At 35.1% G+C, this 14,926-nt stretch carries 10 protein-coding genes, 11 tRNA genes and 1 pseudogene; 1 reads left to right on the plus strand and 21 read right to left on the minus strand.

Translation table 11 applies throughout. The annotated features are described in order from the left end of the window. Window positions 1-25 precede the first annotated feature (25 nt). The 11 genes from yhbH to ABH955_RS24500 form a co-directional block, all read right to left on the minus strand. Window positions 26-1,201, minus strand: coding sequence for a sporulation protein YhbH (gene yhbH / locus ABH955_RS24450; RefSeq protein ID WP_002010376.1), 1,176 nt, complete (start codon window positions 1,199-1,201; stop codon window positions 26-28). A gap of 448 nt (window positions 1,202-1,649) precedes the next feature. After that, complete coding sequence (locus ABH955_RS24455) at window positions 1,650-3,545, minus strand: PrkA family serine protein kinase (protein ID WP_002029658.1); 1,896 nt, start codon at window positions 3,543-3,545, stop codon at window positions 1,650-1,652. 403 nt (window positions 3,546-3,948) lie between these two features. Continuing rightward, entirely contained in the window at window positions 3,949-6,018 is a 2,070-nt protein-coding gene (locus ABH955_RS24460) for a sensor domain-containing protein (protein ID WP_404457131.1), read from the minus strand. 124 nt (window positions 6,019-6,142) lie between these two features. After that, window positions 6,143-6,631, minus strand: coding sequence for a tRNA (uridine(34)/cytosine(34)/5-carboxymethylaminomethyluridine(34)-2'-O)-methyltransferase TrmL (trmL, locus tag ABH955_RS24465; protein ID WP_000538149.1), 489 nt, complete (start codon window positions 6,629-6,631; stop codon window positions 6,143-6,145). A gap of 58 nt (window positions 6,632-6,689) precedes the next feature. Beyond that, on the minus strand, window positions 6,690-7,577 hold the full coding sequence (locus tag ABH955_RS24470) for an amidase domain-containing protein (protein WP_113937851.1): 888 nt from the start codon (window positions 7,575-7,577) through the stop codon (window positions 6,690-6,692). A gap of 44 nt (window positions 7,578-7,621) precedes the next feature. Beyond that, window positions 7,622-8,764: a tRNA epoxyqueuosine(34) reductase QueG gene (queG, locus tag ABH955_RS24475; RefSeq protein ID WP_404491763.1), complete on the minus strand. Its 1,143-nt coding sequence runs from the start codon at window positions 8,762-8,764 to the stop codon at window positions 7,622-7,624. Between the two features lie 200 nt (window positions 8,765-8,964). Then, a tRNA-Gly gene (locus ABH955_RS24480) sits at window positions 8,965-9,038 on the minus strand. A gap of 115 nt (window positions 9,039-9,153) precedes the next feature. Beyond that, a complete protein-coding gene (locus tag ABH955_RS24485; protein ID WP_002091101.1) occupies window positions 9,154-9,807 on the minus strand; it encodes a DsbA family protein in 654 nt (217 codons plus the stop codon). Window positions 9,808-9,993: 186 nt separating this feature from the next. Beyond that, entirely contained in the window at window positions 9,994-10,770 is a 777-nt protein-coding gene (locus ABH955_RS24490) for a transglycosylase domain-containing protein (protein ID WP_113937850.1), read from the minus strand. A 518-nt stretch (window positions 10,771-11,288) separates the two neighbouring features. Then, a complete protein-coding gene (locus ABH955_RS24495) occupies window positions 11,289-11,750 on the minus strand; it encodes an NUDIX hydrolase (protein WP_002063701.1) in 462 nt (153 codons plus the stop codon). 302 nt (window positions 11,751-12,052) lie between these two features. Next, on the minus strand, window positions 12,053-12,772 hold the full coding sequence (locus tag ABH955_RS24500) for a YebC/PmpR family DNA-binding transcriptional regulator (protein ID WP_002091105.1): 720 nt from the start codon (window positions 12,770-12,772) through the stop codon (window positions 12,053-12,055). Window positions 12,773-13,432: 660 nt separating this feature from the next. On the opposite strand from ABH955_RS24500, the pseudogene ABH955_RS24505 reads away from it, so the two are divergent. After that, window positions 13,433-13,758: pseudogene (locus ABH955_RS24505) on the plus strand (DUF3884 family protein). 238 nt (window positions 13,759-13,996) lie between these two features. Here the strand turns inward: ABH955_RS24505 and ABH955_RS24510 are convergent. The 10 genes from ABH955_RS24510 to ABH955_RS24555 form a co-directional block, all read right to left on the minus strand. Continuing rightward, window positions 13,997-14,078 (minus strand) — tRNA-Leu (locus tag ABH955_RS24510). A gap of 9 nt (window positions 14,079-14,087) precedes the next feature. Beyond that, a tRNA-Cys gene (locus ABH955_RS24515) sits at window positions 14,088-14,158 on the minus strand. A 14-nt stretch (window positions 14,159-14,172) separates the two neighbouring features. After that, window positions 14,173-14,247 (minus strand) — tRNA-Gly (locus ABH955_RS24520). A 5-nt stretch (window positions 14,248-14,252) separates the two neighbouring features. Continuing rightward, window positions 14,253-14,327: transfer RNA gene (locus ABH955_RS24525), tRNA-Gln, on the minus strand. A 64-nt stretch (window positions 14,328-14,391) separates the two neighbouring features. Then, window positions 14,392-14,467: transfer RNA gene (locus ABH955_RS24530), tRNA-His, on the minus strand. Window positions 14,468-14,486: 19 nt separating this feature from the next. After that, window positions 14,487-14,560 (minus strand) — tRNA-Trp (locus ABH955_RS24535). Between the two features lie 8 nt (window positions 14,561-14,568). Next, a tRNA-Tyr gene (locus ABH955_RS24540) sits at window positions 14,569-14,652 on the minus strand. Window positions 14,653-14,662: 10 nt separating this feature from the next. Beyond that, window positions 14,663-14,738, minus strand: a tRNA-Thr gene (locus tag ABH955_RS24545). A gap of 14 nt (window positions 14,739-14,752) precedes the next feature. Next, window positions 14,753-14,828, minus strand: a tRNA-Phe gene (locus ABH955_RS24550). Window positions 14,829-14,837: 9 nt separating this feature from the next. Next, window positions 14,838-14,913 (minus strand) — tRNA-Asp (locus ABH955_RS24555). Between the last annotated feature and the right edge of the window lie 13 nt (window positions 14,914-14,926).

Below are 14,926 nucleotides of genomic sequence, written 5' to 3' on the forward strand. Positions count from 1 at the left end.
AAAAAAATAACCCCTTTACAAGGGGTTATGCCATTTTTTCTCCTGATTCTTCTTTAAAAAAGCTCTTCATCGCATGAAATACATCTGCTTTTTGCTTTAAAATATAATATCTGAAATTCTCGTCTTTAATATTTTTATATGCTGACATAAGCGTACTGTGGCGGTTGTACTGATTCACTTCCCCATACCCAAACATATTACACTTCTTCATCAACTCTTCCACAAGCTTTACGCATCTAGCATTATCCGAAGTTAAATTATCACCGTCTGAAAAATGGAATGGATAAATATTATAGCGGTCTGGTGAATATTTATTATCGATTAGCTCAAGTGCTTTTTTGTATACAGAAGAACAGATTGTTCCACCACTTTCCCCTTTTGAGAAAAACTCTTCTTCTGTGACGACCTTCGCTTCCGTATGGTGAGCAATAAACTCAATGTCTACGGTTTCATACTTTGTGCGTAAAAATCTTGTCATCCAGAAAAAGAAGCTACGTGCCATATACTTCTCCCATATTCCCATCGATCCACTCGTATCCATCATCGCTAATACAACCGCTTTCGAATCTGGCTTTAACACCTCATTCCAAGTACGGAACTTTAAATCTTCTTGGTGAATCGGGTGGAAGGATGCTTTACCACGCATCGCATTTCGTTTATATGCTGATATCATCGTCCGTTTTTTATCAATGTTTCCCCATAATCCTGTTTTTCTGATATCATTAAATTCAATGTGCTCAATCCTGTTTTCATCCATTTCTTTCCTCTTTAAATTCGGCAACTCTAATTCTTTGAAAAACGCTTGCTCTAATTCTAAAATTGAGACTTCTGCTTCATAATAATCTTCTCCAGCTGCATCTCCTGCCCCTTGCCCTTTTCCTGGTCCCTTCTGCTTTTGACCACCTGATCCATCTCTTGCAACAACATCACCAACTTTGCTGTCACCGTTTCCTTGCCCAACGTGTTTGTTTTTATCATAATTGTATCTAATCTTATATTCATCTAAAGAACGAATCGGTATTTTCACAACATCCTTGCCATTAGACATAACTATACTTTCTTCTGTTACAAGGTCTGGTAAATTATTTTTGATTGCCTCCTGCACTTTTTCTTGATGGCGTTGTTGGTCGTCATATCCTTTGCGATGGAGGGACCAGTTTTCCTGTGAAATCGTGTAATTTGGTTGGTTTTCTTCGCTCATTCCTTTCCCTCCTTACTGTAATTGTCTTCCTCTATGAACAGCAATCTATAATTTTGTTTTCTAGTGTGCGTAACTAGAATATTTGAAAAATAACTGTTCATCGAAAATCATCCCATAAACATATATAGCGTTTTTCATACAATACTCCGAGCATCCTAAACAAAATTTTGCCACTCACATAATAGAAAGAAACATTCAGCCGTTGATAAGAAAGAAACACAATGCATTGTTGCACACATTTTCGTTTTGCAACATATTGTATTGTGTTGGCTTTTTTGTATGAATGGTTGGTTACTCTATCATATGCATATTGTAAAAATAATTGACAAGAAATTCATAAAATCGCATCTTAATTTATTATATTCGGACAAGCTATGACACTTTTTACAAATATCAATAGATAACAAAACGCCGTCCCAAGAATAAGAGACAGCGTTTTGTTATCAAACTATCGATTTAACAAACTACCTACATATCGTAACAATTCATTCGCAGATGAAGAATTATAGCCATGCTCATCAATTAAGCGTGCAACAACATCATTGATTTTCTTAAGCTGATTTTCGTCTGGTGTTTTCGTTGATGTTGTAATTTTCACTATATCTTTTAAATCGGCAAATAATTTTTTCTGAATCGCTTCACGAAGACGTTCATGTGAATTATAATCAAAGCGTTTCCCTTTACGTGCATAAGCAGAAATGCGAATTAAAATTTCTTCACGGAATGCCTTTTTAGCATTTTCTGAAATTCCAATTTGCTCTTCAATCGAACGCATAAGTTTTTCATCTGGGCTCATTTCTTCGCCCGTTAACGGATCACGTAATTTTGATTTATTGCAGTATGCTTCGACGTTATCTAAGTAATTATCCATAAGTGTCTTAGCTGATTCTTCGTATGAATAAACAAATGCTTTTTGTACTTCTTTCTTAGCAATTTCATCGTATTCTTTTCTCGCTAATGAGATGAAATTCATATAGCGCTCTCGGTCCTCACTACTAATTGACGGGTGCTGATCCAATCCGTCTTTTAACGATCTCAGTACATCTAGTGCATTAATAGATGGTACCTCTTTTCGAATAATTGTAGAAGAAATTCGGTTAATGACATAACGAGGGTCAATCCCCTTCATACCTTCATCTTGATATTCGCGTTGCAGTTCCTCTACATCAATCGTATTATATCCTTCTACCGTTTCTCCATCATATAAACGCATCTTTTTAATTAAATCAATATCTGGACGCTTTGGGTCTTTTAAACGAGTTAAAATAGTGAACATTGCTGCAACGCGAAGTGTATGCGGTGCAATATGAACATTGGACACATCACTTTCACGAATCATTTTTTCATAAATATGTTCTTCTTCACTAACCCGTAAATTATATGGAACCGGCATTACAATAATTCGTGAATGCAATGCTTCATTTTTCTTATTTGCTATGAAGGAACGATACTCTGTTTCATTTGTATGCGCTACAATTAATTCATCTGCTGAAATAAGCGCAAATCTTCCTGCTTTAAAATTCCCTTCTTGTGTAAGCGATAGTAAATGCCATAAAAATTTCTCATCACATTTTAACATCTCTTGGAATTCCATCATGCCGCGGTTCGCCTTATTTAATTCTCCATCAAATCGATATGCACGAGGATCTGATTCCGAACCGTATTCTGCAATTGTAGAAAAGTCTAGACTACCTGTTAAATCGGCAATATCTTGTGATTTTGGATCAGAAGGACTAAATGTACCAATTCCTGTACGGCGATCTTCAGAGAAGAAAATACGCTCTACAACTACATCCTCAATTCTTGATCCATATTCTTGCTCTAAACGCATAACATTTAATGGTGATAAATTCCCTTCAATCCTTACTCCATATTCATCAAAGAAATCATTCCGTAAATGCTGTGGAATTAAATGAAGTGGATCTTCATGCATTGGGCATCCTTTTATTGCAAAAATCGCTCCACGATCTGTTCGTGAATATGTTTCTAATCCTCGTTTCAACATCGTAACTAATGTTGATTTCCCCCCACTAACAGGCCCCATTAATAACAAAATACGTTTCCTAACATCTAATCGTTTTGCAGATGGATGAAAATATTCTTCCACAAGGCGTTCTAAAGCATCCTCTAATCCAAATAGCTGATTACTAAAGAAGTTATATTTTCTTCTACCATCAACTTCTTCAATTCCAGCATCTTTTATCATATTGTAAATGCGAGAGTGTGCTGTTTGAGCCACCCATGGTCTTTCTTTCACAAGCTCCAAATACTCCGCAAACGTACCTTCCCATTGTAAACGTTCTTCTGCTTCCCGATATTGTTCAATTTTCTTTAAAATATCCATTATAGCTCCTCCCCCATCTCCTTGTTCAATCGGATTATTATAAAAGGTATGCTAGGATGTCCTTAAACATTCTTTAAATCAAAACGAAATATATAATAGCGCTATAAAATTCTCTCCAAAATTCAAAGAAAATTCTGTATAATAAAGGTATTAAAGTTTTCACGCTGCTATTCATTGTAAATAAATTCTTTTCTTCTAGGAACCTTACATACATTTCGATTCACAAATAGGATTCGTAAACCGAAAAAGTAAGGAGGAAATTAGTATGAAGTTATTATTAATTTTAGGTGTATCGCTCACATTTCTTACAGCTATTTTCACATCTGGTTATAACGATAAACCAGGTACACATAAAAAGTGATGTGCTGAAAAGCACATCACTTTTTTTCTTATTTTTTATACACTATTTAAAATAAATATTTTCCACATCGTATATCGATAAAGGACGATTATAAAAATAACCTTGTACGAGTTTCACATTCTTTTCCTTTAAAAATTGTATTTGTTCCGCTTTTTCTACTCCTTCTGCAATTACATTTAACCCTAGAGTATGTGCTAAATGAATAATTGCAGCCGTAATATTCGTGTCTCTTTCATCTTTATATATACCTTCCATAAAAGAACGATCAATTTTCAACGTATCAATCGGATATGTTTTTAAATAACTTAAAGATGAATATCCCGTTCCAAAGTCATCTAAATGAATCTTTAAATTTTGTTCTTTTAACTGCATTAACACTCTTTTCGATAAATCTTTATGTATAAGAGCCCCTTCTGTAACTTCTATTGCTAATAAATGAGGGGGGACGTTGTACTTATTTAAAGCACGTGTAATCATCTCTATTAATGTAATAGAACGAAAATGTCTAGCTGAAATATTAACTGCAATTGGTACAACTTCATACCCTTTATTTAACCATTCACGTATCTGTTCACAAACTTGATGTACTACCCATTCATCAAGTTTAATAATAAATCCAGTTCTTTCAGCAAGTGGGATAAATTGATTTGGCGAGACAAATCCTAGCTCCTTATTCTCCCACCTTATTAATGCTTCCATACTGGCTATCTTTCCCGTTTCAATATTAATTTGAGGTTGATAATATAAGAAAAATTCATTTTTCTCTATAGCACGATGTAACTGATTCTCTATTATAAACCTTTGTTCACGTTCACAATTTAATCCACTACAATAAAAATGATAATATCCTTTTCCTTTTTCCTTTGCTTTTTCCAAAGCTGCGTCGACTCTTTGGAAAAGCATTTTTTCATCCACTCCATCAATTGGGGCCATTACAATACCAATTGATGCACTTAAATAAACATCCTCTTCCTCTATTACAAAATGCTCACTAATTTTTTTTAATATTGTTTGTGCAACTTCCTCTACGCATTCTCTCGTTATATTTTCTATTAACATAACAAATTGATCATCATGTTCTCTAAATAAATGCATATCTTCTATTTTTAGGTCTCGTAAGCATTCAGTAACTTTTTTTAAGACTTGATCCCCTTCTTTATGACCAAATGTATCATTAATAAGGTGAAATTCATCCAAATCTATAAAAACCAATGCGAATTCTTTATTCTCAGCTAAAAATTCATTTAGCTTATTTGTACATGATATTCTATTCATTAACCCTGTTAACTGATCGAAATAAGCCAAATATTCTGTTTTCATCTCATTTAATACTTGCCTCGTAACATCCCTCGTAACAATGTACACCCCGACGATTTCACTATTCACAATAATGGGGATTGTCCTCACGGAAATATAAAGTTCATATCCTTCTTTATGAATGTATTTCTTTGCAACAATTTGTTTTGCTCTTCCCTGTAAAGCATTTTTAAATATAATTTGAAAAGTTTTTTCATATTCTTTATTTATAAACTGAAAAATAAATTGGTCCTTTAACTCTTCATATCGATACCCAAAAATTTCATAAGTTGCTGGATTTGCATATGTAATTCTTCCAATAGAATCTACAGATATAATGGAATCATTATTATATTCTAGTAATGACTTAAATAACATTTGTTTTTCTTCTATTTCCACTTTTTTCTTAACCTGTGCTGTAATATCTCTAGTAATACAAATAATAAACTGACATGTTCCATTTACATCGCATACTGGATTAAGTAAAGATTCATAATGTATATCACCAGTTGGCAAACTAATTACATCACAAAATGTATTTGCTCTCGCTTCTCTCATTACTTTTTCATATTGTCCTTGCAATAACCTTGCCGTATCTTCTGGTAATACTTCTGCAAAAGTTTTTCCATAACATTCTTTCCCTAGCCTGGCGTGATCCATTCCTATTTTATTCACATAAATATATTTAAAAGTTTCATCATCAATAACTTTCACAATAAACACTAAATCTTGAATAGCATGTAACAATCCCTGTCTTACTAAATCCATATCTATCATACTTAAAAAGGTATTTTGATTATTATATTGTTCCTTCATATTTATCTCAACCCGTCTTATCTATTTTTATTCATATATCTCATTCTATATGAATATGTACCTTTTTTAAAATGTATGATTACATATTTTTTTAAAAAATAAAAAAGCCGCCAAATGGCGACTTTTAATAAACGATTTCTAAATCTAATCCTGGATAATTTTGTTGACGGAACGCTTCATAAATTAAAATTGCTGCTGTATTAGATAAATTTAACGAACGTACTTTATCCGTCATTGGAATACGTAAACAATGATCGAAGTTTTCTTCAATTACATTAGCTGGTAATCCATTTGTTTCTCTTCCAAATACGAAATAGTAATCCTTCTCACGTTTGCTATAATCAAATGCTGTATGAGCTTTCTCGCCATACTTTGTTAAATAAAAGAATTCACCATCTTTATTTTTCTCATAAAATTCTTCGATTGAATCATAATACGTAACTTTTACGTGCTGCCAATAATCTAATCCTGCACGCTTTAACATTTTGTCATCCGTTGAAAATCCAAGCGGTCTAATCAAATGCAATTCTGTTCCAGTTGCTGCACAAGTACGTGCAATATTTCCTGTATTTGCTGGAATTTCTGGTTGATATAAAACAACATGTACTCCCACGCGATATTCACCTCTATTTTTTATCTACTACGTATTATACCACTTGAACGAAAAATCTCTACCCATTAATAATATGAAAGAATTTATATTTCATTTGTGGTGTATATTTACTAGAATCTTCATAGTTCCAATAACGCCTGCGGCTATTCGCTGAATGTGCATTTACAAGCGGCATACCATCTGCGTCTTTTGCTACTACAATTGTCGTATGATTCCACCTACCATCATCCTCAAAATCATACGCAATTACATCGCCAAGAATAAGGTCTTCTGGCCTTTCTACTGCTTCTGCTCGAAGCCCTGTTGTAGCACCTGACAAATACCAATAAAAAGAGTGTGCTACAGCCCAGCTCCAACTCCACTGGTTTCCCCTTTGCCACCACCCTTTACGAATGTTAGGATGTCCATTCATTGGTACTTCTCCAGTGTGCAGACATTGTGAAATGAAATTTGTACAATTATCCGGAAAATTACGGTATGCAGAATTACGATCATCCCACCAACGCTCTGCATATTTCACTGCCTCTAAACGATTATATTGATATGAACCGTATTTTTCTTTCGTGACTTCCCGTTCTAACGTTTCACCTATTCCTATTTCTTCTGACACTTCAAGAGCATAATCATCTATTATACAACTATTTTTTAAATAAACTCGTCGTTTTAATTGTTCCTCTTCGATATAAAATAATTCTTTATGCTTAATTAAATATTTCAAGTGTATTTGATAATCAATTTCTTGATGCTCATTACTATTTAATTGTCTAATGAAAGAAATATCTGCAGTTGCTTTCACTATATGTGCACTACGCTTTTGAAACAATTGTTTCTTTCTCTGTACCATTTGTAACAAATCTACTGCAATACCATCTACATCTGTTCGTTTCTCTGTTATATATGCTAAAAACTGTTGCACTTGCTTTTCAATATTCGCTTTTACAACCATTTCGTCTCCCTCCCATATTACAATATGAAAAAGGGAGATATTATCTACTCTTTTTTCTGTGCTAACAATTCAAGTCCACGATTCATTTCATGAAGAACCTCTTCATCTTTCTCACGTTCCATCGCTTTTTCAATCGCTTCTCCTACTCCATCTCCACCAATTTTCCCAAGTGCCCATGCTGCTGTTCCTCGAAGTACTGGTCTTGGATCATCTTTCATAACACCGATTAAATCAGGAATTGCTGCTGTTTCTTTAAAATGTGCAAGTGCTAAAATAGCATTTCGTTGCAATGGTTTTTTACCTCTCCATGAACCAGACATAATTCCATACTTCTCTTTAAAATCACGATTACTAATTGTTAAAAGTGGTGTTAATAACGGTTTAACTAACTCAGGGTCAGGCTCCATTTCAGGATGGTTATGAAAATCCATTCCTTTATTTTTCGGACAAACAGTCTGACACGTATCACATCCATATATACGGTTTCCTATTTTATCGCGATATTCTTCAGGCAGAAACCCTTTTGTCTGTGTTAAAAATGCAATACATTTCTTCGAGTCCAACTGCCCCCCTTGTACTAAAGCACCTGTAGGACAAATATCAATACATCTCGTACAACTTCCACATTGATCTTCTATTGGCCGATCAGGAGGGAATGGAACATTCGTAATCATTTCTCCTAAGTATACATACGAACCAAATTCCGGCGTAATAATAGCGCAGTTCTTACCACTCCATCCAATACCGGCACGCTCTGAAACAGCTCGATCACTTAGCTCCCCTGTATCAACCATTGATTTCACTTCTATATCCGGCAGCTTTTCGATTAAATACGCCTCTAACTTTTGCAAACGATCTCGTAGAACAAGGTGATAATCTTGGCCCCAAGAAGCACGGCAAAAAATCCCACGTCGTTCCCCTCGTTTACTTAATGGTGCATTTTTTAATTTTGAAGGGTATGCTAAAGCAATCGCAATAATTGATTTCGCACCAGGTAACAATAGCTGTGGATTCGTTCTCTTCTCTATATCAGGCTCTTCGAATCCAGACTGATAATTCAATTGTTGTTGCTGGATTAGACGCTGCTTTAATTCCTCAAATGGTGAAGCACTGGCAAAACCTATTTTATCTATACCAATCGTTTTACTATACGCAATTACATCTTGCTTTAATTGTTCAAAGTCCATTTTCAATCGCCTCCACCGATGAATTCATCCCTTATGTAACGACTAAATTGGTTATCAATTCACTTTTGGAATAATATTCTTCACTTCTATTTTCGCATACAATTATGATTTTCAAACATTAAAAAACGCAATGCTTCGTTTATCTTAGAAACGAAACACTGCGTTGATCACAATTTATTAGAAAAACATTAAATAAAATTTGGAGCGGGTGAAGAGAATCGAACTCTCGACCAGAGCTTGGAAGGCTCTTGTTTTACCACTAAACTACACCCGCAAATATGAAAAAAATATAAGATATTGAAATAACTTATGTAAAGTAGTATAGCATGTAAAAAAAATCGAAGCAAGAAATTTATCGAAAAAAGTCGAAAAAGTGATGAGATACCTCATCACTTTTTCAATTCTTTATCAATCGCCTTCTTCATACTATCGAAATCAGGGTTTGCAAGATTCCCATTTATATATACTGAAGGAGCACCTTGAACTTTTAATTTTTGAGCACGATCTGAATCTTTACGTACTTTGTCTTTCATTTCTTTACTGTGTAAATCTTTTTTAAACTGTTCTACATTAATTTTCGGAAGCTTTTCTTTCACAATATTAAGAAGTAATTCTTCTGTAATCCATTCTTCCGTATCTTTCTTTTGATTTTGATAAATCTCATCATAGAAAATCCAGAATGAATCTTGATCTTGTTTATAAATTGCTTCACCGGCAGCTGCACCTAAATCAGAGTCTTTTCCGATAAACGGGAAGTTAATAAAATATAACTGCACTTTACCTTTATCAATATACTCTTCTTTTAATCGTGGTAATACTGTTACATCCCAAGTACGACAAGCTGGACATTTAAAGTCTCCAAATTCAACTACCTTAACTGGAGCATCATCTTTCCCTAAAGATTGTTGCGTAGAATAAGCAAACATCTCATTCCCTTTATCTTTCTTGTCATTTATGATGCTATACACAATCGTCCCGATTACAATCAATACTGCGATAGAAAAAACTATACCAAGAGCCATGAGTTTGTTTGATGATTTCATATACATTCCTCTTTAATTTCATATTCTGTATACATCATTGTACACAATACACATAATATCAATACTTACATAGGTCACGCAATGAACACGCTCACATAAATTACAAAAATACAACGTTTGTGACAATATTGTGTCGCCTTTTGTCACAAATTATTAAAAAAAGAAGCTCCTATGTAGGAACTTCTTTTAACTTACTGCTTTTTCACGGGCATTTTTTAACATGGATTGCTCTGTTTTTATATCATGGCGAATTACTAATTTCTCACTAACTGCTTGCACATATTCATCATGATTTATATACCCTTCTTTCTCCATTAGCCTTAAAACTACATTCCGTCTCTCAACTGCTTTATCATAATTTTGTGCAGGTGAGTAATAAGCCGGTGCTTTTACTATAGCAGCCATCATTGCACTTTCAGCCAGTGTTAATTGATCCACTTTTTTACCGAAGTAAAGGTTTGCTGCTTTTTCAATCCCCCATGCGCCTTCTCCGTAGTAAATATTACTTACATACAATTTTAATATCTCATCCTTTGTGAATGTACGTTCAATCTTTTTCGTATAAAAAATTTCTTTCCACTTACGGGAAAATGTACGTTCATTAGATAAGAAAGCATTTTTAGATAACTGCTGTGTAATCGTGCTTCCTCCTTGCACAACACCACCAGCTTTTATATTTTCAATAGACGCCCTGATAATCGCTATATAGTCTAAACCGTTATGATGATAAAACCTTTTATCTTCCGTCGCAATAAATGCGTTTGTTAATGATTCTGGCACCTCTAACTTAGCGGGTACATGTAATTTACTAATATCACTTCGCTCAATCATTACATTTCCAGCGAATAATAATGCAAAACTTAACAATAATAATAATATAATGGCTTTATAAAGAAATTTAGTTAATGGATTTAATGCAACTTTTTGATGATAATTCACTCTAGATAATACTCGTTCTTTCATCTCGAACACCTCTTTTCCACACAGCATATAACTCTTAATTTAAGAATACCTTGTTATAAAAGAATATCCCATCGATTTCTCTTACACCTACCTTACAACATTGTAAGGTGTAAAAATGTATTGTATCACAGTCCCTTTTTATCTACTATTCATATGAAATGTTGAATATACATTTGTTTATCACACTATTTATAGGCAGTAGGTCTCTCCTTAATTTCACTTTATTCTTTTATTATATCAGTTTATACATTTATACTTTTAAACATCTAGCAATCTAATTATATACGATATATCACCATTATACAGAACAAATGTTCCGTAAATCAATACTAATCTCGCTATTTGTGAGCAGTAAGTCTTCTCCCTCAAAACTTGGCTAAAGCTAGGAAATTAGGTGGTAGTCCTGCTTCCTCCACCAATTATTAGCCTACACTTTATTATTGTGACCTTTTTCTGAAACAGTATACATAAAGAAAAGGTTAGCAATTTGAGCTGTCCTCAAATAACTAACCTTTTCTTTACAACCTTCCTATAAGATTATATGGCTGAACTTCCCATGTTTCGTATGGAATAAAATGCATTGCTTTCATCGCATCAAGTGTCCTTGATTTCATATGAGGACGCGTTATATACTCATCAATGTTCTCTTCGTTTAAAGCAACAAATTTAGCCTCTTGTATTTCTTCAGGTTGAATTTTTATTTCACCACTAACATATGCTACTTTAAAAACAACAGCTACAATATGCATAGAAGCATTATAATAAATCCCTGTAACTCCGATAGGCTTCACAGTTAATCCTGTTTCCTCCATTATTTCTCTGCAAACAGCTTGATCGAGCGCTTCCCCTTCTTCTACCTGTCCTCCAGGCATTTCCCACGTATCAGCTCGCCAGTGCACTTTCGTTAAAAGCACCTCATTCTTTTCATTTGTTAAATAACCTGCTACGGCAACAATATGCTTTGGTGTTTTATGCTCCACAGAAATACCTCCTAGAAATACGATTATTTAAAATACAAACCTATAACCATATTCCCTAGCAGCTACAAAATACCTTTAATACTTTACCACCTGAATTAAATCCATAAAAAAGACCCTGTCCGTTAAAGGAAAGGGCCTTCTGTCTTATATCCCGCTATTTATGGGCAGTAAAAATCCCACCTCAAAATTCAGCTGGAGCAAAGAAGTTAGGTGGGAGTCGGGCTGCCTGTAAACGCCCGATTGGTGAGGGCTAATAATCAGTGGGGATGAACAAAACCCCCACTGATTAAAGTTTCACTTTATTATTCCCCTAAGTCTACGTTGTGGTAAACTTGCTGTACATCTTCTAAATCTTCTAATGCATCAACCATTTTTTCAAATTGTACTTGAGCATCTTCAGGAAGTTCTACATCACTTTGTGCAAGCATTGTTAATTCTGCAACTGTAAATTCTTCAACACCAGCACCTTTAAGTGCAGATTGTACTGAATGGAACTGATCAGGTTCAGCATAAACGATAACAGAATCTTCTTCTTCTAGAATGTCACGTGCATCTACATCTGCTTCCATTAAGATTTCAAGAACTTCATCTAATGTTTTACCTTCAAGACCGATAACAGCTGTCGCATCAAACATGTAAGCGACAGAACCGTTTACACCCATGTTACCACTGTTTTTGCTAAATGCAGCTCGTACATCTGCTGCAGTACGGTTTACGTTATTTGTCAGTGTATCTACAATTACCATAGATCCGTTTGGTCCAAAGCCTTCATAACGAAGCTCGTCATAGTTTTCTTCTGAACCGCCTTTTGCCTTTTCAATCGCACGGTCAATAATTGTTCTTGGCACGTTGTATGTTTTCGCACGTTCTAATACAACTCTTAACGTTTGGTTTGATTCTGGATCTGGCTCGCCTTGTTTTGCTGCCACATAAATTTCACGTCCAAATTTCGCGTATATACGGCTTGTATTTGCATCTTTTGATGCTTTTTTTTCTTTAATATTGTTCCATTTACGGCCCATACTTTCCACTCTCTTTCCCATTTTAAATCTACATAAAAATATTAATATGAAATATAATGTGTATTCAACACATTTTTAAAAGAAATATAAAAAGTTCATTTTTGATTCATATTACAGACATAATATAAATCATTATCATTTTGTTCTTTCAACAAGTTATATTATACATGAATTCCTAAGTTTATTACGAATTTTAGAATCACATAGCATAATTTAACAAAAAAAAACCTAACATTTCTGTTAGGGTCTTTTTAGGTGACATTTATATAGAGTGCTACCCTTAAAATCCTTTATTTTAAAGCATTTTAAAAATTTTGAGCTTCTTTAAACATGATAAATTAAAATGAAACGGAGCCAAAATGGAATCATATTAAATAACTGACACCTTTTACTTTCATTTCTCTCCCTTGATTAAATTTATCATATTTCATTTATTACTGTGATGATTTATTTTATTATTTCTCGCTAAACAATAAGAAACAGGGCAAAGCTGCCATGTCCTTTTAAAGATTTGTTATGTAGTATGTTATGAACTATTCATTATTAAACTAAAGCTATTCCTTTTCATTCCTCTATTAATTCCATAATATTACCATAATTACTTTCTATTGCTGTATAATTAAAATAGGAAAAAATTTGAAGAAAAGATGGGGGAGAATTATGACACATTCAAATGAGAAAAAAGCACATGGTCTTAAAGGGATAGGATAGGAGAAAAGCTAAACCCAACTATCTATCAAGTGAGATTCATAAAATTGGATGGTCCAATTCAATTTGAGTCGTTCCCTAAATTAAAGGAATTAGGGGACTGGTTGAGTACTTCAACGCAAATATGGTCGTGTCACTCAACTATGTACAAGTACAGCAGAGAAGAGTTTGAAAAGAAGTTTTTCGAAATTACGAAATTACCAGCTGATAATGTGGTAATTTCAACTGGTGGTATCGGATTTAACTTCATGTCACCAGGGTGGAGAGATTCTCTCTAGAGTGCTCGAAAAAATTCTTGTATATGTAATATTCTACTGAAATTTTATAAAAGGATAAAACCGAACTTTCGGTTTTATCCTTTTACTACTCATAGTTTCTTCCAACTGTATCTAAAGTTCGTCACTTACTCACCGCACACTACCCCAACGCACTATTAGTGCTTATTTTGTAGTGTGAAGAAAACACAAAAAAACTCTACACAATTAGTGTAGAGCCTTGATGTTACGCCGTTCGTGATACCGATGGTCGGGGTCGAACCGACACTCCCGAAGGAACACGATTTTGAGTCGTGCGCGTCTGCCAATTCCGCCACATCGGCATAAAAGAAAGGCGGCAACCGGATTTGAACCGGTGGTAAAGGTTTTGCAGACCTCTGCCTTACCACTTGGCTATGCCGCCATATGAAGTTAAAATGGAGCGGAAGACGGGATTCGAACCCGCGACCCCAACCTTGGCAAGGTTGTATTCTACCACTGAACTACTTCCGCAAAAATGGCTGGGCTAGCTGGATTCGAACCAGCGCATGACGGAGTCAAAGTCCGTTGCCTTACCGCTTGGCTATAGCCCACCGAAGTTTTACTTAATTATATGTAAGTATCCATTAATTTATTTGTAATTTTTAAAAATAAAAATGGGGCGACTGATGGGAATTGAACCCACGAATGCCGGAGCCACAATCCGGTGCGTTAACCACTTCGCCACAACCGCCATGTTGTGTTTATATATTTGGCAGGGGCAGTAGGAATTGAACCCACACTGGAGGTTTTGGAGACCTCAGTTCTACCTTTAAACTATGCCCCTATGTAAAATGGTGGAGGGGGGCAGATTCGAACTGCCGAACCCGAAGGAGCGGATTTACAGTCCGCCGCGTTTAGCCACTTCGCTACCCCTCCGAAACTTACATGGTGCCGGCTAGAGGACTTGAACCCCCAACCTACTGATTACAAGTCAGTTGCTCTACCAATTGAGCTAAGCCGGCATATTTTATTAAAATGGTGGCTCGGGACGGAATCGAACCGCCGACACGAGGATTTTCAGTCCTCTGCTCTACCGACTGAGCTACCGAGCCTTATTAAAATGGCGGTCCCGACCGGGGTCGAACCGGCGATCTCCTGCGTGACAGGCAGGCATGTTAACCACTACACCACGGGACCATTTGGTTGCGGG

The sequence above is a fragment of the Bacillus sp. RC240 genome (genome assembly GCF_044907945.1).
Taxonomy (GTDB): domain Bacteria; phylum Bacillota; class Bacilli; order Bacillales; family Bacillaceae_G; genus Bacillus_A; species Bacillus_A mycoides.

Coding starts and splice junctions, on each gene's coding strand:
- yhbH (WP_002010376.1), bottom strand. CDS start 1,201: ATGAGCGAAGAAAACCAACCAAATTACACGATTTCACAGGAAAACTGG.
- ABH955_RS24455 (WP_002029658.1), bottom strand. CDS start 3,545: ATGGATATTTTAAAGAAAATTGAACAATATCGGGAAGCAGAAGAACGT.
- ABH955_RS24460 (WP_404457131.1), bottom strand. CDS start 6,018: ATGAAGGAACAATATAATAATCAAAATACCTTTTTAAGTATGATAGAT.
- ABH955_RS24470 (WP_113937851.1), bottom strand. CDS start 7,577: ATGGTTGTAAAAGCGAATATTGAAAAGCAAGTGCAACAGTTTTTAGCA.
- queG (WP_404491763.1), bottom strand. CDS start 8,764: ATGGACTTTGAACAATTAAAGCAAGATGTAATTGCGTATAGTAAAACG.
- ABH955_RS24485 (WP_002091101.1), bottom strand. CDS start 9,807: ATGAAATCATCAAACAAACTCATGGCTCTTGGTATAGTTTTTTCTATC.
- ABH955_RS24490 (WP_113937850.1), bottom strand. CDS start 10,770: ATGAAAGAACGAGTATTATCTAGAGTGAATTATCATCAAAAAGTTGCA.
- ABH955_RS24500 (WP_002091105.1), bottom strand. CDS start 12,772: ATGGGCCGTAAATGGAACAATATTAAAGAAAAAAAAGCATCAAAAGAT.